The following is a 24,639-nucleotide window of genomic DNA, read 5'->3' as shown; positions in this document are numbered from 1 at the left end:
GAGCCGAACCCACGCCCCATGGCGTGGGTTTTCGCTTTTCCGAAGTGGTGCGCGCAGTACGATGTACCGCATGACTGTTGATTCCGAAGCTGCACTGGTGGACATGTGGCCGCCGTTTGGATTGCGCATCGCGGCGCGCGATGACCGGCACGAGATTGTTGTGCGCGTCCTGCGCGACGAAGACGTCGCGCGTATTGCGGGCGTGGGCGTCCACGACGTCTACGGTGACGATGTGCCCGAACACGCGTTTCCGTGGGCCTTCCATAATTCGCCGCAGTCTTCGGCGCAGCATCGCTGGTCCAACCGCGCGAACTTGAGCTCCGAAGAGTGGTCGCTCGACTTCTTGGTGACCGCGGGCGGCGAGCCTATTGGCGTCGTCGACATGCGTAGCAGCGACTTCGCGCATACGCACGAGGTCTCGACGGGCTCGTGGGTCTTCCACCGGTTCCAAGGACAAGGCTTCGGAACGCTGGTGCGCCATGCCGTCGCGCAGTTCTGCTTCGACCACCTGGGAGCGGCCAGCATTGCCAGTGGCTGGGTCGTGGGGAACGCGGCATCGGAAAGCGTCTCGCGCAAGCTGGGCTACGAGTTGTTGCCGGACGACGGGGAGACCGCACCGTGCGGGCCGGAAGGTGAGCCGAGGCCCGTGCGACGGGGAAGGCTACGCGCCGCCGACTACAAGCCAGCGGCGCGCGTCGAATGCGTGGGCCTTACGCCGCAGCTTCGGACGATGCTGGGCGCTTGAGCTCGCGGTCGACCTGAGCGAGCGCCGACTTGATGACGGCGACGAAGCCCGCGACCTCGACGACGGGGATGGCGAGCGTGCCGGCGGCGCTGAGCGCGCGGGCGGTAGCGGGGGCATCGGCAGCCTGGCGGGCGGCGAAGGTGAGCAGCAGGGACATGGCACCCAGGGTGGTCGCGAGGAGGCTGCCAGTGACATCCAGCTTGTTGTCGCGACGCGTGGTCCATTCGGCGAAGCCAGCGACGGCTGCGACGGGGACGATGGTGCTCAGCGTGGCTCGGGCGGGGCTCGTCCATTTCTTGGGGGCGAAGGTGGCGGACCACTTCCGGGGAAGCGGCCTGCCGTCCTTGAGGGCGGGGAGGGCCGCTACGGTGCTCAGGGCGAGGAGCGTCCACGGTGCGCCGCGCAGGACGGCGATAGTGGTGGCCGGGATGTGGGCCTCGAGATCGGGGAGTGAGTCGTCAGGGCGGATGAGACCGAGGCGCGCTGCGATGGCACCGACGTTGAAGTCCCACCCGATGCCCGCGGCGCGCGGGACGAGGAGCTTGGGGTTTTCGGGCTCGAAAGCTCCGAGTCGCGCGGCGGGGTTGCTAAAGCCCGAGAAGTCAGCCGGGATACCGAGGAAACGGTGGGTGGTGGGATCGTAGAGTTTCATGGTTACTGTCCTTTCAGGATGGTGTCGACGTTCGTGGTGAGGGTCTGCCATTCGGCGGTGAGAGTGGCGAGCTGAGTGCGGCCCGCGTCGGTGACGACGTAGACCTTGCGTGGTGGCCCGCTGGGGGATTCCTCCCAGCGGCTGGTGAGGTATCCGGCTTTCTTCAGACGCGCGAGGAGCGGGTAGAGGGTGCCGGAGGAGACCTCGAGCCCTTGCGCGTTGAGCCGCTCGAGAAGCGCGCCTCCGTAGCCGGGGCTGACGTGAAGGGAACGCAGCACGATGAGTTCCAGTACGCCTTTGCGAAGCTGTGTATCTGCCATGCAAGCTCCTTTGCTGTGCCAACTACTATGTATTACATAGTAGCGTGATTCGAGGCAGAAGGGAAGGGCTCACGCGAACAGTGGGGGAATGTCGACATTTAAGATTGCCGACGCGCTAGCGCTGCGCGCCGGAAAGGACTTCGAGCTGTCCTCCGTCGATCCGGGCTCCACGCCGGGCTTTGACGGAGACAAGGACGAACTGGCCGCGCGCCCCAGTCACTACGACGAGGAGCTCAACGCCAATGGTCGTGCCTACGGGGAGAAGGCCCCCTCGGTGCTCGTCATTCTGCAGGGCATGGACACCTCCGGCAAGGGGGTGTCATTCGCCACGTGTTCAATACGTTTGATCCGCAGGGCACGGACTCCGTGGGCTTTGGCAAGCCGACCGAGGAAGGGATGAAGCACGACTTTCTCTGGCGCATCCTCAAGCACGACCCCAAGCCGGGCCACGTGGTCGCGTTTGACCGATCGCGCTACGAGGATGTGCTGATCCAGCGTGTCCACACATGGGGTGATGAAGACGAGATCGACCGCCGCTTCGAGGCCATCAAGGACTACGAACGTGAGCTCGTCAAGTCCGGCGTCCACATCATTAAGGTTTTCCTGCACCTGTCGAAGAAGGCGCAGAAAGACAACCTCCTCGAGCGCACCGGGCGGGAGGACAAGTTCTGGAAGTACGACCCGTCCGACGTCGAGGAACGCGCTTAGTGGGATGAGTACATGGCCGCCTATAAGGACGCCATTCGACGTACCTATGCCAACCACGCGCCGTGGTGCGTCATCCCCACGGACAATAAGAAGTACGCGCGCATGGCGCTCATGTTCCTCATCGTCGAGGTGCTGCGCCATCTCGACCTGCCAGGGGCGGCGGCGGATTGTGAACCGGAGTCCGAGCGCACGCGTATCGAGGAGTCTTAGGCGGCACATATCCCTTCAGGACATAGAGCAGGCCCGCTCGGTGCGGCGGGCGGGGCTTATATGTGCTGAAGGGATTTTTTGGCTGAGCGTGTGACCGGGCGTGCGTATTACTCGGCGTCGCACTCCTGGACGGTGCGGGCGAATTCGTTGAAGTTGTCGAGCGTGCCCAGCAGTGCTTCCTGCGCCGCGACGACGGCATAGTTAAGTGTGTGGAAGATTTGATCATCGTTCATGCCCGGGCCGGCCGTGAACGTGGCGTCGCCGCGCAGCTCCGCGTGTCCGTCCACGTCGCCCACGAGCGCGCGGCCGTCGAAGGCGGCGGCATTGAGCTCGTTGGTGATGACGTGGAAGACCGGGGCGATCTCGGCGAAGTCGAGTTCGGTGGGCAAGACGCATTCGACGCGCACGAGCTCGTCGGTGATGCTAAACACCCAGTCAAGGTCGTTGCGCTGAGCGATGGCCATATTCGGAGCATCGGGGTGGGCGACGGCGCCAAAGTCGTCCTCGTTGAGCGAGGCAATGACGCGCTCGAGGGTGACGGCGGGAAGGTCAGTGTGGGAGAAGAATTCGTAGGGGTTCTCGAACTCTGGTGCTTGCTGAGTTGCATCAGTCATGAACTAGTCCTCCTCGTTCCACGTGACGGCCTGGGGGAAGGCCTGCGCGACGGCCTCAAAAGCGGCGGAGAAGCTGCCAAAGACGCTCAGGATGAACGTGCCTAGCTGGTTGCGGCTCAGGCCTTCGCCGATGGCCATCGCACGGTTGCCGTTGATGACGATCTGCTCGGTGGGGTGCTTGCCCTGACCGTCGCTGAAGGTGTAGCTCAGCGTCGGCGCAACCATCTGCCAGTTGAAGTCCGCAATAAAGGGCGCGACGGTTTCCTCCGCGGACGCGTCGAAGCGGCCCTCCCACGTCGCAAAGGCGCTCAGGGTGTCATCCTGAATGTCGAAGTGGATTGTGAGATGCGGCAGGCCGGTCTGGAGGACGATGCGCTCGTCCTCCGGCGCCGCGGCCGCAGCGTCGGCATCCGTGTCAGTTTCGGGGTCAGCCTCGGAGTCGTTGGGTGCCGAGACGAGCACGTAATCTGCACCGAGGAGCTCGAAGATCTCCACGAGGCGGTGGTTGTTGACGGGCTGTACCTCGGTGTCGGCCGCGTGAGACGGAGCGTTGGAGGCCATTGCTATTCGCCGTTCTGGGCCTGATTGGCGGCTTCGGAGCCGAGCTTCGCCATCTCCTCTGCGGCGGCGACCATGGCATTCTGGGCGCCGATGACGCCGTCGACGGCGGCCTTGAGGGCGGCGGCGAGCTGCGTGTCGTTCATGCCGGCGGCGACGGGAATGTCGCGCTCGGTGCGCACGACGAGCGAGTCGTCGAAATCAGTGATGGCGGCGCGGGCACCCATCTGCACCGAGTTGATCTGGTTGGCGGCGAGGAAGAGACCGGCGTCCGCCTGCGAGAATTGTGCGTCCGTTTGCACGTCGCAGCGGACGATGAGGACGGAGTCGAGCACTGCGAACAGGCAGGGCAGACCGTTGAGGTTCGCCGTGGCGGAGTCGTCGCGGCCCTCGATCTTGTCGAGGGTGACGTCGAAGGTCGCCATGGCGTCGATGACGCGCTCGAGCGTCACGATGGGCAACGAGTTCGGATCCTCCGGGTTGAGGGTCTGCTGATTAGTCATGCTGGTGCTCCTCCCAGGTCACGAGCTGCGGGTACTGCGATTCGATGAAGGTCCACGCGTCCAGAATGGAGTTGAGCGAGGACATGACGAAGGCGCCGAGCTGATTGCGGGACACGCCTTCGGAGACGGTGAGCTCGCGCACGGCGGAGACGACGAGTGCCTTCTCGTCCGCGCCGCCCTCGTAGAAGCGCAGCGTGGGCGCGAAGTGCTCGGCGTTCCACTGGTTGATGTGGGTGAGGATGGTCGGGCCCTCAGAAACCGGTACCTGGCCGCGCCAGATGGAGTCGATGATGAGGGTGTCCTCGCGCACCTGCATGGCAATCGCGGTATTCGCGAAGCCGGAGCGGAAAACCTCGACGGTCGAACCGTCCTCGTGCTGGTGTTCCTCGGTGCGGTACTGCAGTCCTTGCTGGTCAAAAATCTCTGCGATACGGGCAACCGTCGCGGGGGATACCTCGGTATCCGGCAGGATCTTCTGCTCGGGTGAAGTCACGTGAGTCCTTACATAAGTAGTTTAAAGTGCGCCCACCAGCTTAAGGCATGCGGGCGCGTGGCGGGGCGAGCGGCCTTAGACGGCAGGCAGCGCGACGAGTTCCTCGCCGCCGAGTTCGTGGGCGAGCGCTGCGGCCATCGTCTCGAAGCGGTACGTGTGGTTCGCAGGCGAGAGCTTCTCGCTCGCGACGCGCTGGTTCGCCAGCGCCAGCTCCTGAGCACCCTCGCGGCCGAGCAAAAGGGCCGGGCCGAGGGTGGGGATGGGGATGATAGCGGGCCGGCCGAGCTCCTTCGCCAGCAGATGTGCCATGTCGCGGTTGAGTACCGGTGTGGGGCCTACGGCGTTGACGGGGCCGGTGAGCGAATCATCGATCGCGGCACGGAAGTAGATATCGGTGAGGTCGTCGTGCGCGATCCAACTCAGCCAAAAGTCGCCGTCGCCGAAGGTGCCGCCCAGACCCGTCTGGAAGAGCGCGCGGAGCAGCGGAAGCAACCCGGCGTTGCCGGTGAGCGCGACGCCGGTGCGGACCTGGACGACGCGGGCGGTATCGGCAGCAGGCGCCGTGGCGGCCTCCCAGTCGCGGCAGACCTCGGCTAAGAAGCCGTCGCCGGAGTCCGAGGACTCGGTGAGGAGTTCATCGCCGCGGTCCGGGCCGTAGTAGCCGATGGCGGAGGCGGAGACGAAGGTCTTGACAGACGGCGTGCGGGCGACCAGCTCCGCGAGCTTGCGCGTGGGACCGACGCGGGAGTCACGAATGGCGGCCTTGTGGGAGTCGTTGAAGCGGCCGAAGATGGGCTCGCCGGCCAAGTGAATAAGGACGTCGGCGCCCGCGAGAAGATCGGGTGCAGGATCCGCGGGATTCCAGAGGCGCTGGCCCTCTTTGGCCTTGGAACGCACGAGCTGGATGACGGTGTGACCGGCGGTGGTGAGCTGTGCCGTGAGGGCGCGACCCACGGCGCCGCGGGAGCCGGTCATGGCGACGGTCAGCGGGCGGGCCGCACCGTTGATACTTTGCACCCGCGCGAGGAAGTCGAAGTCCGCGATGAGCTGGCGCTGGCGGTAGGCAAACATCGGCGCCAGCGCCGAGGCCGGAATACGCGTGTCGACGGTGTCGGTGATGAGTGTGCGCTCGCCGCGCAGGGCGGCGCTGCCCGTCTCAAAGTCCGCGAAGGTGTGGGTGTGACGCCAGTTCGCGAGCTTGCGCATGGGCGCGTTGATGCACACGTCGGCGAAGCTGCGGCCGCGCTGGTAGCGGGAGAGATCGTGGCGCGCGACCCATGTGAGACCCGCAGGAAAGCCCAGGACAGTGGTGCCATCGGAGAGCCGTTCGGCCTGGCGGCGCGGGGTCATGGGCAAGAAAGGCGGGACAAGACGCGCTAAGGCGCCGGGGCGGGTGTGCCATTGCCACACGAGCTCGCGGGGTGCGTCGATGACGTGGGAAGCCTCAAAACTCAACGGGGTGGATTCTTCCTTGGGTAGGCAGGACGCGCGGCGGCGCCGTAAGAACTCCGTCCACTCTAGCCGAGGTACCCCCATTACGGCGGGTGGGTGCTAGAGTTGGAGTCGTTCGATTTGAGGACACACGTATATAGGCATCCTTTAAAGACCGCACTGTGAGGCGGGGAAGGAGGTCACGATGAGTGTTGATAACGCTACCGCGGACGCAACTGAGCTGCTCAGCTCGGATGACGTCGCGCGCACCGTTGCACGCATCGCGCACCAGATCATTGAAAAGACGGCGCTCGATTCGTCCGACGCACCACGCGTCGTGCTCCTTGGCATTCCCTCTGGTGGTGTGCCGTTGGCGGAGCGCTTGGCTGAAAAAATCAAGGAATTCTCGGGGGTGGACATTCCGGCCGGGGCACTCGATATCACCTTGTACCGCGACGATCTCCGCGGCAAGCCGCACCGCGCGTTGCGCCCCACGCTGATCCCCGACGGCGGCATTAATAACGCCACGGTCATCCTTGTCGATGACGTGTTGTATTCGGGACGCACCATCCGCGCAGCACTCGATGCCCTGCGCGACATCGGACGTCCGGACATCATCCAGCTCGCCTGCCTCGTCGACCGCGGCCACCGCGAGGTGCCCATCCGCGCCGATTACGTGGGCAAGAATATTCCCACGGCCCGCGACGAGGATGTGACCGTCCTCATCGAGGCTATTGACGGCCGCGATGCGGTGGTTTTGGCGCGCAACGCAGAAGGGGATAAGTAAATGAAGCACCTCATCGATATCGCGGACCTCACTGCAGACGAGATCCTAGGTCTCATGGACGAGGCCGACCGTTTCCGCGAGGCCATCAACGGCCGCGAAGTAAAGAAGCTGCCCACCCTGCGCGGGCGCACGGTCTACACGCTGTTCTATGAGAACTCCACGCGTACCCGTTCTTCCTTCGAGACGGCCGGCAAGTGGATGTCAGCGGACGTCATCAATATCTCCGTGGCGAGCTCGTCGGTGAAGAAGGGCGAGTCCCTCAAGGACACCGGCTTGACTATTGCGGCGATTGGCACGGACGCCATCATCATTCGCCACCCGTCCTCGGGCGCGGCGAAGCAGCTCGCTGGCTGGGTCGCTCCCAACGGCGATGGCCCGTCCGTCATCAACGCCGGCGACGGCGCTCACCAGCACCCCACGCAGGCTCTGCTCGACGCCACCACCATGCGCCAGCGCCTGGGGCTTTCCGATGCCGCCTCCTTCAAAGGCTTGCGCGTCAAAATCGTGGGCGATTGCCTCCACTCCCGCGTCGTGCGCTCCAACGTCGACCTGCTCACCACGCTCGGCGCCGAGGTCACCCTCGTCGCCCCGCCTACGCTGATGCCGTTTGGCGTGGAGGAGTGGCCGGTGCGCGTCTCCTATGACTTCGACGCCGAGCTTGCCGATGCCGACGTGGTCATGATGCTGCGCGTCCAGGCCGAGCGCATGAACGGCGGCTTCTTCCCGTCCCACCGCGAATACGCGGCGCTCTATGGCCTGTCCAAGGACCGTGCGAAGAAGATGCAGGCCCACGCCATTGTCATGCACCCAGGTCCCATGCTGCGCGGCATGGAGATCAACTACGCGGTCGCGGATCAACCGCGCTCCGCTGTCCTGCAGCAGGTCAACAACGGCGTGCACGTACGTATGGCCGTCCTGTTTACCCTCCTGGCCAACGGCGAGAATGCTGGCTTCTAGCCGGTTCGAGTACAGAAAGACGTTCAGTAGATTATGACTTCACCTGAGAATTTCCCGGCGACCGGTCACCAGTCCGCACCTGCAGCCGGCACGCTGCTTATCTCCAACGTCCGTCCGTACGGCGAGGGCGAGCCCGTTAACGTGCTCGTGCGTGACGGCGTCATCGAGTCCGTGAACGCCGACGCGGACACGAGTGCAGACCGCGTCGTGAACGGCGAGGGTCACGTGCTCCTGCCGGGCCTCGTGGACATGCACGTGCACCTGCGCGAGCCGGGCCGTGAGGACACCGAGACCATCGAGACCGGCTCTCGCGCCGCGGCCAAGGGCGGCTTCACGGCCGTATTCACCATGGCGAATACCATGCCGGTGATGGACCAGCCCATCATCGCCGAGTCCGTGTGGGCCAAGGGGCAGGCGCTCGGCGTGTGCGACGTCCACCCGGTGGGCTCCATCACGAAGGGCCTCGAAGGCAAGACCATCACCGAGTTCGGCATGATGAAGAACTCGGACGCCAAGGTCCGTATGTTCTCCGATGACGGCAAGTGCGTCCAGGACCCGCAGATCATGCGCCGCGCGCTCGAGTACGCCAAGGGCCAGGACGTCCTGCTCGCGCAGCACGCCGAGGATTCCCGCATGACCGAAGGTGCTGCCGCCCACGAGGGCGAGGTCGCCGCACGCCTGGGCCTGCGTGGCTGGCCGCGCGTCGCCGAGGAATCCATCGTGGCGCGCGACGCGCTGCTTGCGCGCGACTACGGCAATCGAATGCACATCTGCCACGCCTCGACGACGGGCACGGTGGAGCTGCTCAAGTGGGCGAAGGGCCAGGGTATTCCGCTCACCGCCGAGGTCACCCCGCACCACCTCATGCTCACCGACGAGAAGATCGTCGACTACGACGGACTCTTCCGCGTCAACCCGCCGTTGCGCGAGGAGCACGACACCCTCGCGCTGCGCGACGCGCTGCTCGACGGCACCATCGACTGCGTCGCCACGGACCATGCGCCGCACGGCTCGGAAGACAAGTGCGTGGAGTTCGAGCACGCCAAGCCCGGCATGCTGGGCCTTGAGTCCTCGCTCGCCGTCATCGCGAAGGTCTTCGTCGAGTCCGGCCTGGCCGACTGGCGCTTCGTCGCTCGCGTCATGTCCGAGCGCCCGGCCGAAATCACCCGCCTGCCGGGCCACGGTCGCCCGATCGCGGTGGGCGAGCCGGCAAACCTCACCATCGTCGACCCGCAGCGCCCCTGGACCTCGGACGTCGAGCACCTCGCATCCAAGGCCGAGAACAACCCGTACGCCGGCGAGAACTTCAACGCCCGCGTCACGCACACCTTCCTGCGCGGCACGCTCACGTACGACGTGGCTGCTGAGGAATCCGCTGCCGAGTAAGCGCAACGAGACCATAATGAATAGCACCACCCCATCTACACCACAGACCGCAACATCAAAGGATGAAACCTTGACTTCTGCTCCTATCCCCGCCGTGCTCGTTCTTGCCGATGGCAAGGTCTTCCGCGGCTTCGGCTTTGGTAAGACTGGCACCACGCTCGGCGAGGCAGTGTTTACCACCGGCATGACCGGTTACCAGGAGACCATGACCGACCCGTCCTACCACCGCCAGATCGTGGTCGCGACGTCGCCGCAGATTGGTAACACCGGTTGGAACGACGAGGACGACGAGTCGCACGGCTCGCAGATTTGGGTCGCCGGCCTCGTTATCCGCGACCTTGCACACCGTGTCTCTAACTGGCGTGCGGCGCGCACGCTGCCTGAGGAGATGGAGAAGCAGGGCATCGTCGGCATCCGCGGCATCGACACCCGCGCTCTTGTGCGCCATCTGCGCAACTTCGGCTCCATCGCCGCTGGCGTATTCTCCGGCGAGGCCGCCGAGCGCCCCGTCGACGAGCTGCTCGCCGAGGTCAAGGCACAGCCGTCCATGGCGGGTCTCGACCTGGCCGAGGACGTCTCCACCAATGAGCCCTACACCGTCCCGGCGGAGGGGGAGAAGAAGTTCACCGTCGTCGCCTATGACATGGGCATTAAGACCTCGACGCCGAAAAACTTCGCCCAGCGCGGCATCGAAACCATCGTCGTTCCGGCGAATACGCCCTACGCGGACATCAAGCAGTACAACCCAGACGGCGTGTTCATCTCCAACGGACCGGGTGACCCGGCCACCGCGGACGAGATGGTCGCCATCACCCGCGACATCCTCGCGTCTGGCACCCCGTTCTTCGGCATCTGCTTTGGTAACCAGATTCTGGGCCGCGCACTCGGCCTGAACACGTACAAGCTCAAGTTCGGCCACCGCGGCATCAACGTGCCGGTGAAGAACCACCTCACGGGCACCATCGATATCACCGCACAGAACCACGGCTTCGCGCTCGAAAACCCGGCTGGCGAGGGCAAGCCCGCCGGCGGCGCCGAGTTCGACACCGACTTCGGCCCGGCTCTCGTGACGCACACCTGCCTCAACGACGACGTCGTCGAAGGTGTGGCGCTCAAGTCCGGCATGGCCTACTCCGTGCAGTACCACCCGGAAGCCGCCGCCGGCCCGCACGACGCCAACCCGCTGTTTGACCAGTTCATTCAGCTCATGGACGACCACAAGTAAGCAACCAGGAAAAAGGGAAGAGAAAGAAATTCATGCCTAAGCGCAACGACATCAACCACGTCCTGGTCATCGGTTCCGGCCCGATCGTTATCGGTCAGGCCTGCGAGTTCGACTACTCCGGTACCCAGGCCTGCCGCGTCCTCAAGGAAGAGGGCCTGCGCGTCACGCTCATCAACTCCAACCCGGCCACCATCATGACCGACCCGGAGTTCGCGGACCACACCTACATCGAGCCCATCGATCCGGCCTACATCGAGAAGGTCTTCCAGAAGGAAATCGAAGAGGGCCACAAGATCGACGCTGTGCTCGCCACCTTGGGCGGCCAGACGGCGCTCAACGCGGCCATCCAGCTCGACCGTGCTGGCATCCTTGACAAGTACGGCATCGAGCTCATTGGCGCAGACATTCCGGCCATCGAACGCGGCGAGGACCGCCAGATGTTCAAGGACATCGTGGCCTCCATCGGCGGCGAGTCCGCGCGCTCCCGCGTGTGCCACAACATGGACGAGGTCCACGAGACCGTCAAGGAACTGGGCTTGCCCGTCGTCGTTCGCCCGTCGTTTACCATGGGCGGCTTGGGCTCCGGTCTGGCCTTTAACAACGAGGACCTCGACCGCATTGCCGGCGGCGGCTTGGCCGCCTCGCCGGAAGCCAACGTGCTCATCGAGGAGTCCATTCTCGGCTGGAAGGAGTTCGAGCTCGAGCTCATGCGCGACGGCGACGACAACGTGGTCGTCATCGCGTCCATCGAAAACGTCGACGCCCTTGGCGTTCACACCGGCGACTCCGTCACGGTCGCCCCGGCGCTGACCCTCACGGACCGCGAGTACCAGAAGATGCGTGACCTCGGCATCGCCATTATTCGCGCCGTCGGCGTCGATACCGGCGGCTGCAACATCCAGTTCGCCGTGAACCCGGACGACGGCCGCATCATCGTCATCGAGATGAACCCGCGCGTGTCCCGTTCCTCCGCGCTGGCTTCCAAGGCCACTGGTTTCCCGATTGCGAAGCTCGCCGCCAAGCTCGCCATCGGCTACACCCTCGACGAGGTCACCAACGACATCACCGGCGTGACCCCGGCCGCCTTCGAGCCGACCCTCGACTACGTCATCGTCAAGTCTCCGCGCTTCGCCTTCGAGAAGTTCCCGGGTGCGGACGACACGCTCACCACCACCATGAAGTCCGTGGGCGAGGCCATGGGCATCGGCCGCAACTACATTGCGGGCCTCAACAAGGTCATGCGTTCCATGGAAACCAAGATGGCTGGCTTCTGGACCCGCTCGGACGAGTACTTCGCCGGCGACCGTGCCACCGACATCGAGGCCGTCCTCAAGGACCTCGAGACCCCGACCGAGGGCCGCATGTACGACGTCGAGCTTGCCCTGCGCCTGGGCGCGACCGTCGAGCAGGTCTTCGAGCACTCCAAGATTGACCCGTGGTTCCTTGCCGAGCTCAAGGCCCTCGTCGATTTCCGCGAGCGGCTTTCCGGTGCCCCCGTGCTCGATGAAGACCTCCTGCGCGAGGCCAAGTACATGGGTCTGTCCGACGCTCAGATTGCCGCCGTGCGCCCCGAGTTCGCGGGCGAGGACGGCGTGCGTCGCCTGCGCTGGTCGTTGGGCATTCGCCCGGTCTTCAAGACGGTCGATACCTGTGCCGGTGAGTTCGAGGCGCAGACGCCGTACCACTACTCGGCCTACGAGCTCGACCCGAACGCCGAGTCCGAAGTTGTCGAGCAGCGCGACCGTGAAAAGGTCATCATCTTGGGCTCTGGCCCGAACCGCATTGGTCAGGGTATCGAGTTCGACTACTCCTGCGTCCATGCAGCCCTCGAGCTCTCCCGTGCGGGCTACGAGACCGTCATGGTCAACTGCAACCCGGAGACCGTCTCTACCGACTACGACACGGCCGACCGCCTCTACTTCGAGCCGCTGACCTTCGAAGACGTCATGGAGGTCTACAACGCGGAGGCTTCCTCCGGCACCGTCGCGGGCGTCATCGTCCAGCTCGGCGGACAGACCCCGCTGGGCCTGGCGGAGAAGCTCACCGAGGCTGGCGTCCCGGTCGTCGGCACCACGGCTGACGCTATCAACCTCGCCGAGGATCGTGGCGAATTCGGCCAGGTGCTGAGCCGTGCGGAGCTTCCGGCACCGGAGTTCGGCACCGCCACCTCCTTCGACGAGGCCAAGGCTGTCGCCGCCGAAATCGGCTATCCGGTGCTCGTGCGCCCGTCCTACGTTCTGGGCGGCCGCGGCATGGAGATCGTCTACGACGAGGCCTCCCTGCACGATTACATCGAACGTGCCACCGAGATCACCTCGGACCACCCAGTGCTCGTCGACCGCTTCCTCGATAACGCCATCGAGATCGACGTCGACGCGCTGTGCGACGGCGACGAGGTCTACCTGGGCGGCGTTATGGAGCATATCGAGGAGGCCGGCATTCACTCCGGCGACTCTTCCTGTGCGCTGCCGCCGATGACGCTCGGCCCGGAGGACATTGAGACCGTCCGCGAGTCCACGCGTCGCCTGGCCCATGGCATTGGCGTCAAGGGCCTGATGAACGTTCAGTACGCGCTCAAGGATGACGTCCTCTACGTCATCGAGGCCAACCCGCGTGCTTCCCGGACCGTGCCGTTCGTCTCGAAGGCGACGGGCGTGCAGATGGCGAAGGCTGCCGCGCGCATCATGATGGGTGCCTCCATCAAGGAGCTGCGCGCCGAGGGTATGCTGCCGGAGAACTATGACGGCGGTTCGCTCCCGCTCGAGCACCCCATCGCGGTCAAGGAAGCCGTCCTGCCGTTTAACCGCTTCCGCCGCCCGGATGGCCAGCCACTCGATACGCTGCTTAGCCCGGAAATGAAGTCCACCGGCGAGGTCATGGGGTTGGCCGACAACTTCGGCGCGGCCTACGCCAAGGGCGAGCTCGCTGCGTTCGGCGCGCTACCCACCGAGGGCACCATCTTCGTCTCCGTCGCCAACCACGACAAGCGCATGCTCATCTTCCCGATTCAGCGCCTGGCGCTCATGGGCTTCACGATCGTCGCCACCCGCGGCACCGCCCAGATGCTGCGCCGCAACGGCGTCGAGTGCGAGGTCGCGGTCAAGGTCTCCGAGAACCCAGAGGGCAAGGCCACCATTCGCGACCAGATCCTCTCCGGTGACATCGACCTGGTGCTCAACACCCCGGCTGGTTCCGCGGGCGCTCGTCACGACGGCTATGAGATTCGTACGGCTGCCGTCACGGCTGGTATCCCGTGCGTGACCACCGTCCAGGGCGTCACGGCCGCGGTCCAGGGCATTGAGGCCCTGCGCCAGGGCAACCTCACCGTGCGTTCCCTCCAGGAGCTTGAGCATGCCCCAGCCAAATAACTCCGTCACCGAGCGCAGCGAGGTGGCGCGCAGCGATGCGACGTTCGGTGAGCGTCTCGTCGCCGCTGGCCGCGAGCGTGGGCGTTTGTGCGTGGGCATTGACCCGCACGCTCAGCTGCTCGAGGCCTGGGGCCTCGACAACACCGTCGATGGCCTCCGCACATTCACGCAGACGTGTGTCGAGGCGTTTGCCGAGACGGCCGCAGTGGTCAAGCCGCAGGTCGCGTTCTTCGAGCGCTTCGGCTCGCAGGGATTCGCGGTGCTCGAGCGCGCGCTCGCGGACCTGCGCGACGCGGGCTGCCTCACGATTGCGGACGCCAAACGCGGCGACATCGGCAGCACCATGGCCGGCTACGCGGATGCGTGGCTGGGGGAGACCTCGCCGCTGCGCGCAGACTCGGTGACGGTCTCGCCGTATCTCGGCATTGGCGCGCTGGCGCCGGTCTTCGAGACGGCCGAGCGCGTAGGCGGCGGCGTCTTCGTCCTCGCCGCGACGTCGAACCCGGAGGCTGTCGATCTGCAGTCCATCACGGACTCAGACGGCCGCACCATCGCCCAGCGTATGGTCGACGAGGCGGCTACGTATAACGCGCCGCACACGGCTGCTGGCCGTCCCGGCAACGTCGGTGTCGTCGTCGGCGCGACCCTCGCGCACCCGCCGGTCCTCGACGCCCTGGGCGGCCCGGTGCTTCTGCCGGGCGTCGGCGCGCAGGGGGCATCGGCAAGCGATGTGCTTGCTATGACCCAGGCCGCGCCGGAGCTGGGCTTCGCCAACGTCTCGCGCTCCGTCCTGCGACAAGGGCCGAGCGTTGACGCGCTGCGCGACGCGGTGCGCAACCAAGCCGCGGAGTTTAGCGCGCAGACCTAGAATTTTTGCCGTCCTGAGCAGCCCGGATGCAGGCCATCCGGGCTCTTCGTGCGTTTTCGGGCCGGAGTATTTACGCAGGTAGGGGAGTTTTCTTGTGAAAATCCCAGCTCGATTTAATCCTTAGGCCGTTGTGCTGGTACTTTATGACACGCAGCGCGATGACGTGCTGAAACGTCGCACTCGTGGCGGCGCGTTCGGCCCTGTTATCGCCGCAGGAACAAAACCGGTGCTAGGATTGCCAGAAGTCGGTATGCTTCCATGGGTGTAACTCGCACGAGTTGCCCCCGTTGAGAGGCAGTTTTTACCGAGAACTTCGGCGCCTGTAGCGCCAAGCAGACCCATTAATCACCTAGAAATATCGGAGGATACCGAAGTGGCACTCCCTAAGTTGACTGACGAGCAGCGCAAGGAAGCACTCGCAAAGGCCGCTGAGGCCCGTAAGGCTCGTGCTGAGCTCAAGGCAGCACTCAAGCGCGGCGAGACCAACCTCAAGGAGGTCCTGGAGAAGGCCGAGACCGACGAGATCATCGGCAAGACCAAGGTGTCCGCACTCCTCGAGGCTCTCCCGAAGGTCGGCAAGGTCAAGGCCAAGGAGATCATGGACAACCTCGAGATCGCTCAGACCCGCCGTCTGCGTGGCCTGGGCGACCGCCAGCGTCGTGCCCTGCTCGAGCACTTCGGCTACGAGTCCTAAGCCCCGGACCTAGAAGAAGGCAGAAGTGTCTGGAGCACAAACACACGGTGAGCTCGTCGTTTTGGCGGGCCCTGCCGGCGTGGGTAAGTCCTCTGTGGTCCAGCGCCTGCGCAACGACGTAGACCAGCTCTACTTCAGCGTGTCCATGACGACGCGCCAGCCCCGTCCCGGCGAACGCGATGGGGTCGACTACTTCTTCGTTACTCCGGAGGAGTTTCAATCTCAGATCGATTCCGGCTCCATGCTGGAATGGGCAGAGATTCACGGAGGCTTGCAGCGTTCTGGAACGCCGGCAGGCCCTGTGGCGGAGGCCCGCGCGGCCGGCCGTCCCGTGCTGGTGGAAGTAGACCTGGCGGGTGCACGCAACGTCAAGCTTGCGTTGCCCGATGCTCACACTGTCTTCCTGGCTCCGCCGTCCTGGGAGGTGCTCGTCGAGCGCCTCACCGGCCGCGGTACGGAAACGCCGGAGGTCATTGAGCGCAGGCTGCAGACAGCCCGCAAGGAGCTGGCGGCACAAGATGAGTTCGACACCGTCATCGTCAACGAAAATCTCGATGACGCCGTCGCAGCTATCAGTGCTATCCTGCAAGGACAGTCCGCTTAAGCTGCGGAGACTGCCCAAAGAATTCTTTCACAACCACAATTGACGAAAAGGTGCATGTGACTAACGTGACCGCCGTGAACAACGAGGCCAAGGTCGAGCCGGTCTTCGATCCGCCCACGGGCATTACCGCCCCGCCGATCGATGAGCTGCTGGAGAAGGTCTCTTCCAAGTACGCGCTGGTAATCTTCGCTGCGAAGCGCGCGCGACAGATCAACAGCTACTACCAGGAGCAGGACGACGGCGTCTTCGAGTTCGTCGGCCCGCTGGTAACCCCGGAGCCGGGCGAGAAGCCGCTGTCTATCGCCTTGCGCGAGATCCAGGCTGGCCTCCTCGACCACGAGGAAGGCAAGTAAGCCGCTCGCTCCGTCGCGACCACCCCGCGTCTTACCGTTTTCACGGGCAGGACGCGGGGTTTCGCGTATTATTGGCCCGTGACTTCTTCCGCTTCTGCATCACCTCGAAATATTGTTGTCGGCGTCGCCGGAGGCATTGCCGCCTATAAAGCCTGCCATCTCGTGCGCGATTTGAAAGAGCACGGCGACGACGTGCGCGTCGTGCCCACGCCCAACGCATTGCAGTTCGTGGGTGCCGCGACTTTCGAGGCCTTGTCCGGCCATCCCGTCTCCACGACGGTCTTCGATGCCGTCGACGAGGTCCAGCACGTCAACGTGGGCCAGCATGCCGATGCCGTCGTTATCGCGCCCGCTACCGCCGACGTCCTTGCACGTCTCGTGGCCGGACGCGCCGATGATCTGCTCACCGCGACGGTGCTCGTGGCCACGTGTCCCGTCATTGTCGTGCCTGCCATGCACACGGAGATGTGGAACAACCCGGCTACGCGGGAGAATGTGGCTACGCTCCGCCGCCGCGGCGTGACCGTCATGGAGCCCGCACATGGCCGACTCACGGGCAAGGACTCTGGCTCAGGACGCCTGCCGGAGCCGTCCCAGATTGCGGAGTTTGTCCGCACGCAGCTCGCCGGCTATCGCACGCCCTTCGACTGGGAGGGGCGCCGCGTGCTTATCTCGGCTGGCGGCACCCAGGAGAACGTGGATCCAGTGCGCTATATCGGCAACCGTTCGTCGGGGCGCCAGGGCTATGCGTTGGCGGAAATTGCCGCGCAGCGTGGTGCGCGCGTGACCATCGTCGCTGGCGCGACGGACGCGTTGGAGACTCCCTCGGGTGCAGAGATTGTACGCGTGGGCTCGACGCGGGAGATGGACGCCGCCATGAACGAGCGCGCGCCGGAGGCCGACGTCATCATCATGGCCGCGGCCGTGGCAGACTACCGCCCCGCGGATGTCGCCGACTCGAAGATGAAAAAAGGGAATGCGGACGAGGAGCTTGCGACGCTGCACCTCGTGGAGAATCCGGACATCCTCAAAGGCCTCGTCGCGCGCCGCGACGCCGGTGAGCTCAAAGACGGCGTCGTCATCGCCGGCTTCGCTGCGGAGACGGGCGATGCGACGCATTCGGCGCTCGATTACGCGCGCGCGAAGTTTGAACGCAAGGGCTGCGACGTGCTCATGGCGAACGAGGTCGGCGTGGGCAAAGTCTTCGGCCAGACGACGAACTCGGGCTGGCTTTTGCGTCGCGGTGCCGAGCCGACCGTTGTGGAGCTGGGCAGTAAACAGGTGGTCGCGGCCCAGATCTTGGATGCCGTGAATGCAATTGCCTCGGAGTAGGCCGCGTTAATTGCCAAGATAGACCGCTTGGTCTAATATTGCCCTTTGTCAACGCTTGGGGCCAGAACCATGCGCCGTCTATTCACCCCTGTTATACAAAGGACACACATAACGTGACGAATAACGCCGTGACCGCGACCCGACTCTTTACGTCTGAGTCGGTCACTGAAGGCCACCCCGATAAAATCTGTGACGCCATTTCCGACACCATCCTCGACGCCTTGCTCGAGAAAGACCCCCACGCCCGCGTCGCCGTGGAAACCCTCGTAACGACCGGCCAGGTCCACGTCGTGGGCGAGGTTTCCACGACGGGCTATGTCGAAATCCCGCAACTCGTGCGCAAAACCCTCGTCGACATCGGATTCATCTCCTCCGACGTCGGATTCGACGGCACCACCTGTGGCGTCAACGTCGCCATTGGCGAACAGTCCCCGGAGATCGGCGCAGGCGTCGATGTCGCGGACGAGATTCGCTCCGGCGAGGCCGGTGACGACCTCGAGCAGACCGGCGCCGGCGACCAGGGCCTCATGTTTGGCTACGCCACGAACGAGACCCCGGAATTCATGCCGCTGCCCATTTCCACGGCTCACCACCTTGCACGCCGCCTCACCGCCGTGCGCAAGGAGGGCATCGTCCCGCACCTGCGCCCGGACGGCAAGACGCAGGTCACCTTCGCCTACGACGAAGACGATAACCCGGTGCGCATCGACACCATCGTCATCTCCACCCAGCACGATCCGGAGGTCGACCGCGAGTGGCTCGTCGAGCCGCTGCGCACCGAGGTCGTCGAGTACGTCATCAAGGCCAACGACCTCGATCGCTACTACGACGAACGGACGAAGTTGCTCATCAACCCGTCGGGCTCCTTCATTCTCGGCGGCCCTATGGGCGACGCGGGCCTCACCGGTCGCAAGATCATCGTCGACACCTATGGCGGCATGGCGCGCCACGGCGGCGGCGCTTTCTCCGGCAAGGACCCGAGCAAGGTCGACCGTTCTGCGGCCTACGCCATGCGTTGGGTCGCGAAGACCATCGTCGCCGCTGAGCTCGCGGACCGCGCGGAGGTCCAGGTGGCCTACGCCATCGGCCGCTCCCAGCCGGTCGGCCTGTACGTCGAGACTTTCGGCACCGCCAAGAATGGGCTCACCGACGGCCAGATTCAGGCCGCCGTCAACGAGGTCTTCGACCTGCGCCCGCACAAGATCATCGCGGACCTTGACCTGCTGCGTCCGATCTACCGCGCGACCGCCGCGTATGGCCACTTCGGCCGCACCGATGTGTCCCTGCCCTGGGAGGACACCTCGCGTGCGCCGCTGCTGCGTGCCGCCGCCGGTCTCTAGCCCCCGCACGCGCTAGAATCGAGCGCTATGCCTAAGAAAACACCCGCCGCCGTTGACCCGGTCGTGCGGGTGTTGCCGTTGTTACGGGTGGCGCACCTGGACCGGGCGTTCGACTACTACGTCGACGAGGCGGAGTCCGAGGTCGCCCAACCCGGCGTTCGCGTGCGCATTCGCTTCAATGGCCAACTTCAGGACGGCATCATCCTGGCCCGCGGCGCGGAGACTGAATTCCAAGGAACGCTGCGCTTTATCGACCGCGTGGTTTCGCCATATCCCGTCTATACGGAGAAACTCTCTGCTCTCGTGGAGTCGCTTGCCAAACGCTACGGCGGCGCGCGCTCGGATATCATTCGCGTGGCAATCCCGCCGCGCCACGCGAAGGCGGAAGAGTCAGATCTCACCACGCCATGGGAGGAACTCGGCGAGTCTGTCGAGCCTGACCTGTCCGGATGGTCCGCTTATCTCCATGGTGAATCCTTTGTCGATGCCGTCCTCGCCGGAAACGTCGCCCGCGCCGCGTGGCAGATCGCGCCCGGCGATGATTGGGCCAGCGCGCTCGCGGCCTTAGGCGCGAAGGTCGCCCGCGACGGGGGAGGAGTGCTCATGGTCGTTCCAAACCAGAAGTCCCTCGATCGTCTCGAAGCAGCTTTCCGCGCCGTCGTAGGTGCCAAGCAGGTCACCACGTTGGCGAACTCCTTGGGCCCTCAGGCGCGTTACCGACGCTACCTTTCGGCTCTCCAGGGCCAGGCGCGTATTGTGCTGGGCACGCGTTCTGCCGCCTTCGCACCTGTACACGACCTGCGACTGGCGGTCATCCTTGACGATGGCGACGATAACCTTGTCGATCCGCTCAAGCCTTATGTGCATGCCCGTGAGGTTCTCACAACGCGCTCCGCGTTGGAACATGCCAGCCTTATCCTCGCCGGCCATGCGCGCACGGCGGAGACCCAGCTCCTCGTCGAGTCTGGCTGGGCTCATGACCTTGTGGCGAGCGCCGCGACATTGCATGCCCGTTGCCCGCAGATTGCCGCGGTGGGCCGCTACGGCCTTACTATCTCCCGCGACATGCGCGGCGGCACGACCTCCGTGTCCGGCCCCGCGTACCAAGCCGCCCGTGGTGCGCTCGAACGCGGCGAACCCGTCCTAGTCCAGGTCCCACGTAAGGGCTACGCGCCCATCCTCTCGTGTGGCAACTGCGGCAACCCCGCTCGCTGTCGTCACTGTGGCGGCCCACTGGGCATGAGCCAGCAGGGCTCCGACCCTGAGCGCGGCTCGCTGCCCACCTGCGCCTGGTGCGGCCGCGTCGACGCCAAGCACCGGTGCACCGAGTGCGGATCGCCCAAACTCCGCGCCATCGTCCTGGGCACTGAGCGCACCGCCGAGGAACTCGGCCGTGCGTTTACGAAGACGCGGATCATCGTCTCCGGCGGTAACAAGGTGATAGACGAGATCCCGTTTAAGCCGGCGCTTGTGATCGCCACGCCCGGCGCCGAGCCCCACGTGGAGGGCGGGGAGCGCTACGGCGCAGCGTTGCTCCTCGAGCCCGGCGCGTTGCTGGGGCGCCAGGATATGCGCGCCACCGAGGACGCCCTCGATACGTGGGCGCATGCCGTCACCCTCGTGAGTCCTGCCATGAAGGGCGGGGAAGTGATCATTACCGCGGAGCCGGAGCTGCCCGTCGTCGACTACCTGTGCCGGTGGGACATGGTGGGCGCCGCGCAGGCGGAGCTCGCTGCTCGCCGTGAAGTGCGTTTCCCGCCCGCGGTCCACATGGCTGCCGTCGATGGCGCCCATGCGTCGCTCGAAGAGTTCTTACGCACCGCTGAGCTTCCCGATCATGCCGAAGTCCTTGGTCCGGTCCCGCTGCCTGTCGGAGTGACCCCGCCGGGGCAGTATGACGAGGAGAAGTACGGCCCGGCGCAACGCGTCCTCATTCGCATTCCGCTGGGGCCGCGTGCACAGCTGGGCACCGCGCTGCGGAAAGCGAATGCCGCGCGCAGCATCCGCAAAGACGACCTCCCGCTGCGCATCCAAGTAGACCCCATAAACATCGGTTAAACCGGAAGAGGTTGTTTCTCAAGTTATTGGTGTTAATGAAACCCAGCATTGCACACGATTGATTTTTACTCCCGTAGCGTATGTTTGGCGATTAATGTTTAATCCGGCACGGAATTGCGTCCGATAAGGACGAGCGGGCCAACCCCGCGTCAACGTCTGGCTGGGCTCTTCCTGTTTCGCCGCCCCAGCAACGACACAGCAGCCAGGCTCCACCCAGCCTGCGACTAGGTAGCAATTGGGCAACAACTCAGTTGCCGCGTGAGTCCACGCCGTCGCGCGAGCTTCCCCGAGAAGCACGAGCCAACGCGCGGGGCCGTCGCGCTTTCCGGGCCGGACGTGCACTATTCTGGTCACTTGACTGTCTATTACCAAAGACTATTACGCAGGAGAACGAGCAGCACCTTGAGCATTCGCGATATCCGCATCTACGGCGATCCGGTCTTGACCAGCATCGCCACGCCTTTCGACACGTTTGATTCGAGTCTCGAGCGGCTCGCCAATGACATGCTCGAGACCATGGAAGACGCCGGTGGAGTGGGCCTGGCCGCCAACCAGATTGGGCTCACCAAGCGCATCTTCGTCTATGACTGCTCGCACGTGCAGCCGGGGATGCGCGGCGCGCTCGTCAACCCCGTGTGGCAGCCGCTGGGGGACATGCTCCAGGTCGGCCCCGAGGGCTGCCTGTCCATTCCGGATATCTCGGCGGAGACTGTGCGCCATGAAACGGTGCGCGTGTCCGGCTTCGACGTCTTCGGGCGCCCCGTCGGCATGGTCGTCTCCGGGCTCATGGCCCGTTGCGTTCAGCACGAGACGGATCACCTCGACGGCGTGCTCTTCCTCGACCGCCTCCACGGCGACGTGCGCAAGCAGGCCATGGCTGAGGTCCGCGCCTCCGACTGGTTCAACGCGTAAAAGGAGACCCCACATGCGACTGATTTTTGCTGGCACGCCCGAACCCGCCGTCGTGGCTCTAGAAAAGCTCATCGCCTCCGAGCACGAGGTCGTGGCCGTCATTACTCGTCCCGACGCGCGCCGGGGCCGCGGCCGCACGCTGCACCCCAGCCCGGTCAAGGCGCTTGCCATGGAGCACAATATTGAGGTGCTTACGCCCACCACGCTGGGGCCCGGCACCGAGGACGGCCAGACCCTGCGCGCCCGTCTCGCGGAACTCCAGCCCGAGTGCATTCCCGTTGTCGCTTACGGCAATCTCATCACCAAGGATCTCCTCGACGTGCCTACGCATGGTTGGGTAAATCTGCACTTCTCGCTGTTGCCCGCCTGGCGCGGCGCCGCTCCGGTCCAGGCTGCCATCGCCGCCGGCGATGACGTCACGGGAGCCACCACCTTCCGCATCGACGAGGGGCTCGACACCGGCGTCGTCCTCGGCACGATGACCGAGTCTATCCGCGCCACGGACACCGCTGACGATCTCCTCACGCGCCTGGCCTACGCCGGCGGCGATCTCCTCGTCGCGACGATGGACGGTCTCGCTGCCGGGATCATCGATCCGCGCCCGCAAGAGGGTGAGGCGACGTACGCGCACAAGATTACGACCGAGGACGCGCGCATCAACTGGTCGACGCCTGCCTTCGCCGTCGATCGCCACATCCGCGCACACACCCCAGGCCCCGGGGCCTGGACCATGCTGGGGGAGGACCGCATCAAGGTTGGCCCCGTCCAGCTTGCCGATGCCCCCTCGCCGCTGGCCCCAGGCCAGCTCGCCGTCACCAAGAAGGCAGTCTTCGTCGGAACAGCGACGGACACCGTACGCTTGGGGCAGATTCAACCGCCAGGAAAGAAAATGATGAACGCCGCAGACTGGGCGCGTGGTGCGCTCGCGGATGTCGATAATGGAGAGGTGACGTTCCAGTGACCGGAGGATTCCGTTCCCGTTCGAAGTCGGGAGACAAGCCCACACCCGAGCGCGACAACCGCGAACGGCGCGAGGAGCGCCGCGACCGTGGCCAGCGCCGCGATGACCACCGCGGTTCCCGTAACCGCGATCGCGGCAAGGGCCAGGGCCAGCAGCGCCGTGGCAGTTCCCGCGAGCAAGCCGCCAAGGATTTCCTGCGCTCGGCGCGCCAGGTAGGCGTCGACGCACCGCGCGCCGTTGCTTTCGATACGCTGCTGCGTGTCGAGACCGATGACGCCTTTGCCAACCTCGTGCTGCCCAAGGCGCTGCGTAAGGCGAAGCTCGAGGGCCGTGACGCGGCATTTGCTACGGAGCTGACCTATAGCACACTGCGCGCCCTCGGCGTCCTCGACGCGGTCATCGCACGCTGCGCAACCCGCGGTCTCGAGGCCATGGCGCGCGAGGTTCACACCGCGCTGCGCCTGGGCACCTACCAGGTGCTCTACACCCGCGTGGAACCGCACGCCGCGGTCGACACGACGGTGCGCCTCGTCGAGGCCGCCGGGCACGAGCAGGCCAAGGGCTTTGCCAACGGCATCATGCGCACCGTTACCCGCACGACTCCGGAGGCGTGGCTCAACCGGCTGGCACCCGCCGGAGAAATCCCAGCGCTTGCGTTCAAGCATGCGCACCCGGCCTGGATTGCCGAGTCCTTCTCTCGCGTCCTCGGTCTCGGTGAGCTCGAGGAGGCGCTCGACGCTGACTCACAGCGCCCGCTCGTCCACCTCGTGGCCCGCCCCGGAGAGATTTCCGCCGAGGAACTCGCGCTGATGACCGGCTTCGAGGAAGGCAAGTATTCGCCGTACGCCGTCTACATGGAGCACGGCGACCCGGGCGACCTTGAACCCGTGAAGCAGGGCCTGGCCGCGGTTCAGGACGAAGGCTCGCAGCTTATCGCCCGCGCCGTCGCGGAGGCCCCCATCGAGGGCGCCGATGGCGGACGCTGGCTCGATCTCTGCGCTGGCCCCGGCGGTAAGGCGGCACTCATGGGTGCGCTCGCTCGCATCGAGGGTGCGCGCGTCGACGCCGTCGAGGTCTCGCCGCACCGCGCCGAACTCGTGCGTAAAACCACGGACGGCCTGCCCGTCGACGTCCACGTCGCCGACGGCCGCACCCCGGGCCTTGAGCCCGGCTTCGATCGCGTCCTCGTCGACGCGCCGTGCTCGGGCCTTGGCGCCCTGCGTCGACGCCCGGAGGCACGCTGGCGCAAGGAAGAGGCGGATATCGGCAAGCTTGCGCCTCTACAGTTCGAGCTCCTGAGCTCGGCGCTAAACCTCGTGCGCCCGGGCGGCATCGTCGTGTACTCGACCTGTTCACCGGACCTGCGTGAGACCCGCGCTATCGTCGACCGTGCCAGGCAAGAGCTCGGCGCTGTCGAGCTCGATGCGCACGCGCTTATCCCGGACATGGGGGACACCGGCCGCGAGCTGTCCGTGCAGATGTGGCCGCACCGTCACGGCACGGACGCGATGTTCTTCGCTGCGCTGCGTCGCGGGGCCTAAATTCCCCGTGGCGCGCGGT

The 24,639-nt window shown here is 65.2% G+C and carries 23 protein-coding genes and 1 pseudogene; 17 read left to right on the top strand and 7 right to left on the bottom strand.

The features are described 5' to 3' along the window. Positions 1-70 precede the first annotated feature (70 nt). The gene (locus tag ABJ196_RS03405) at positions 71-745 is read left to right on the top strand and encodes a GNAT family protein (RefSeq protein WP_347305229.1); all 675 of its coding nucleotides are present in this window, start codon (positions 71-73) and stop codon (positions 743-745) included. Here the strand turns inward: ABJ196_RS03405 and ABJ196_RS03400 are convergent. After that, complete coding sequence (locus tag ABJ196_RS03400) at positions 711-1,397, bottom strand: DUF5808 domain-containing protein (RefSeq protein ID WP_347305228.1); 687 nt, start codon at positions 1,395-1,397, stop codon at positions 711-713. The genes ABJ196_RS03405 and ABJ196_RS03400 overlap by 35 nt on opposite strands. A 2-nt stretch (positions 1,398-1,399) precedes the next feature. Then, on the bottom strand, positions 1,400-1,717 hold the full coding sequence (locus ABJ196_RS03395; protein WP_347305227.1) for a PadR family transcriptional regulator: 318 nt from the start codon (positions 1,715-1,717) through the stop codon (positions 1,400-1,402). A gap of 88 nt (positions 1,718-1,805) precedes the next feature. Here ABJ196_RS03395 and ABJ196_RS03390 point away from each other — a divergent pair. Next, positions 1,806-2,635 (top strand): annotated as a pseudogene (locus ABJ196_RS03390) (PPK2 family polyphosphate kinase). Positions 2,636-2,742: 107 nt separating this feature from the next. On the opposite strand, the gene ABJ196_RS03385 reads toward ABJ196_RS03390, so the two are convergent. From ABJ196_RS03385 to ABJ196_RS03365, 5 genes are all read right to left on the bottom strand, one after another. Further along, the gene (locus ABJ196_RS03385; RefSeq protein ID WP_347305226.1) at positions 2,743-3,249 is read right to left on the bottom strand and encodes a hypothetical protein; all 507 of its coding nucleotides are present in this window, start codon (positions 3,247-3,249) and stop codon (positions 2,743-2,745) included. Between the two features lie 3 nt (positions 3,250-3,252). Continuing rightward, positions 3,253-3,810: a hypothetical protein gene (locus ABJ196_RS03380; protein ID WP_347305225.1), complete on the bottom strand. Its 558-nt coding sequence runs from the start codon at positions 3,808-3,810 to the stop codon at positions 3,253-3,255. Positions 3,811-3,812: 2 nt separating this feature from the next. Next, complete coding sequence (locus tag ABJ196_RS03375) at positions 3,813-4,310, bottom strand: YbjN domain-containing protein (RefSeq protein WP_347305224.1); 498 nt, start codon at positions 4,308-4,310, stop codon at positions 3,813-3,815. Continuing rightward, positions 4,303-4,803 (bottom strand): YbjN domain-containing protein, encoded by a 501-nt coding sequence (locus ABJ196_RS03370; RefSeq protein WP_257034658.1) that lies wholly within the window; start codon positions 4,801-4,803, stop codon positions 4,303-4,305. Before ABJ196_RS03370 ends, ABJ196_RS03375 begins: the two co-directional genes overlap by 8 nt. Before the next feature lie 75 nt (positions 4,804-4,878). Continuing rightward, on the bottom strand, positions 4,879-6,258 hold the full coding sequence (locus ABJ196_RS03365; protein WP_347305223.1) for a TIGR01777 family oxidoreductase: 1,380 nt from the start codon (positions 6,256-6,258) through the stop codon (positions 4,879-4,881). Between the two features lie 181 nt (positions 6,259-6,439). Between ABJ196_RS03365 and pyrR the strand changes: the two genes are divergently transcribed. The 15 genes from pyrR to ABJ196_RS03290 all read left to right on the top strand — a co-directional run bounded on the left by pyrR (position 6,440) and on the right by ABJ196_RS03290 (position 24,620). Next, positions 6,440-7,021: a bifunctional pyr operon transcriptional regulator/uracil phosphoribosyltransferase PyrR gene (pyrR, locus tag ABJ196_RS03360; protein WP_347305222.1), complete on the top strand. Its 582-nt coding sequence runs from the start codon at positions 6,440-6,442 to the stop codon at positions 7,019-7,021. Next, on the top strand, positions 7,022-7,978 hold the full coding sequence (locus ABJ196_RS03355) for an aspartate carbamoyltransferase catalytic subunit (RefSeq protein ID WP_347305221.1): 957 nt from the start codon (positions 7,022-7,024) through the stop codon (positions 7,976-7,978). A gap of 33 nt (positions 7,979-8,011) precedes the next feature. Continuing rightward, positions 8,012-9,364, top strand: coding sequence for a dihydroorotase (locus tag ABJ196_RS03350; protein ID WP_347305220.1), 1,353 nt, complete (start codon positions 8,012-8,014; stop codon positions 9,362-9,364). Positions 9,365-9,434: 70 nt separating this feature from the next. Then, complete coding sequence (gene carA / locus ABJ196_RS03345; RefSeq protein WP_347305219.1) at positions 9,435-10,589, top strand: glutamine-hydrolyzing carbamoyl-phosphate synthase small subunit; 1,155 nt, start codon at positions 9,435-9,437, stop codon at positions 10,587-10,589. A gap of 32 nt (positions 10,590-10,621) precedes the next feature. After that, entirely contained in the window at positions 10,622-13,957 is a 3,336-nt protein-coding gene (gene carB / locus ABJ196_RS03340; protein ID WP_347305218.1) for a carbamoyl-phosphate synthase large subunit, read from the top strand. Continuing rightward, complete coding sequence (pyrF, locus tag ABJ196_RS03335) at positions 13,941-14,825, top strand: orotidine-5'-phosphate decarboxylase (RefSeq protein ID WP_347305217.1); 885 nt, start codon at positions 13,941-13,943, stop codon at positions 14,823-14,825. Before carB ends, pyrF begins: the two co-directional genes overlap by 17 nt. 373 nt (positions 14,826-15,198) lie before the next feature. Further along, positions 15,199-15,519, top strand: a complete 321-nt coding sequence (gene mihF / locus ABJ196_RS03330) for an integration host factor, actinobacterial type (RefSeq protein ID WP_066493167.1) — start codon at positions 15,199-15,201, stop codon at positions 15,517-15,519. A gap of 25 nt (positions 15,520-15,544) precedes the next feature. Further along, positions 15,545-16,123 (top strand): guanylate kinase, encoded by a 579-nt coding sequence (gene gmk / locus ABJ196_RS03325; RefSeq protein ID WP_257052139.1) that lies wholly within the window; start codon positions 15,545-15,547, stop codon positions 16,121-16,123. A gap of 56 nt (positions 16,124-16,179) precedes the next feature. Then, complete coding sequence (rpoZ, locus tag ABJ196_RS03320) at positions 16,180-16,476, top strand: DNA-directed RNA polymerase subunit omega (protein WP_066493173.1); 297 nt, start codon at positions 16,180-16,182, stop codon at positions 16,474-16,476. Positions 16,477-16,554: 78 nt separating this feature from the next. Continuing rightward, entirely contained in the window at positions 16,555-17,808 is a 1,254-nt protein-coding gene (coaBC, locus tag ABJ196_RS03315) for a bifunctional phosphopantothenoylcysteine decarboxylase/phosphopantothenate--cysteine ligase CoaBC (protein ID WP_347305216.1), read from the top strand. Between the two features lie 113 nt (positions 17,809-17,921). After that, entirely contained in the window at positions 17,922-19,148 is a 1,227-nt protein-coding gene (gene metK, locus ABJ196_RS03310; RefSeq protein WP_347305215.1) for a methionine adenosyltransferase, read from the top strand. 27 nt (positions 19,149-19,175) lie between these two features. Continuing rightward, the gene (locus tag ABJ196_RS03305) at positions 19,176-21,206 is read left to right on the top strand and encodes a primosomal protein N' (protein WP_347305214.1); all 2,031 of its coding nucleotides are present in this window, start codon (positions 19,176-19,178) and stop codon (positions 21,204-21,206) included. 402 nt (positions 21,207-21,608) lie between these two features. Further along, positions 21,609-22,118, top strand: coding sequence for a peptide deformylase (gene def / locus ABJ196_RS03300; RefSeq protein WP_347305213.1), 510 nt, complete (start codon positions 21,609-21,611; stop codon positions 22,116-22,118). Between the two features lie 13 nt (positions 22,119-22,131). Then, positions 22,132-23,079: a methionyl-tRNA formyltransferase gene (gene fmt / locus ABJ196_RS03295; protein WP_347305212.1), complete on the top strand. Its 948-nt coding sequence runs from the start codon at positions 22,132-22,134 to the stop codon at positions 23,077-23,079. Further along, a complete protein-coding gene (locus ABJ196_RS03290; protein ID WP_347305211.1) occupies positions 23,076-24,620 on the top strand; it encodes a transcription antitermination factor NusB in 1,545 nt (514 codons plus the stop codon). Before fmt ends, ABJ196_RS03290 begins: the two co-directional genes overlap by 4 nt. Positions 24,621-24,639: the final 19 nt, after the last annotated feature.

Origin of the sequence: Corynebacterium sp. SA-MJD20WY100 (assembly GCF_039822565.1) — a bacterium.
Lineage (GTDB): Bacteria > Actinomycetota > Actinomycetes > Mycobacteriales > Mycobacteriaceae > Corynebacterium > Corynebacterium phoceense_A.
This window is presented reverse-complemented; position numbering and strand designations above follow the sequence as displayed.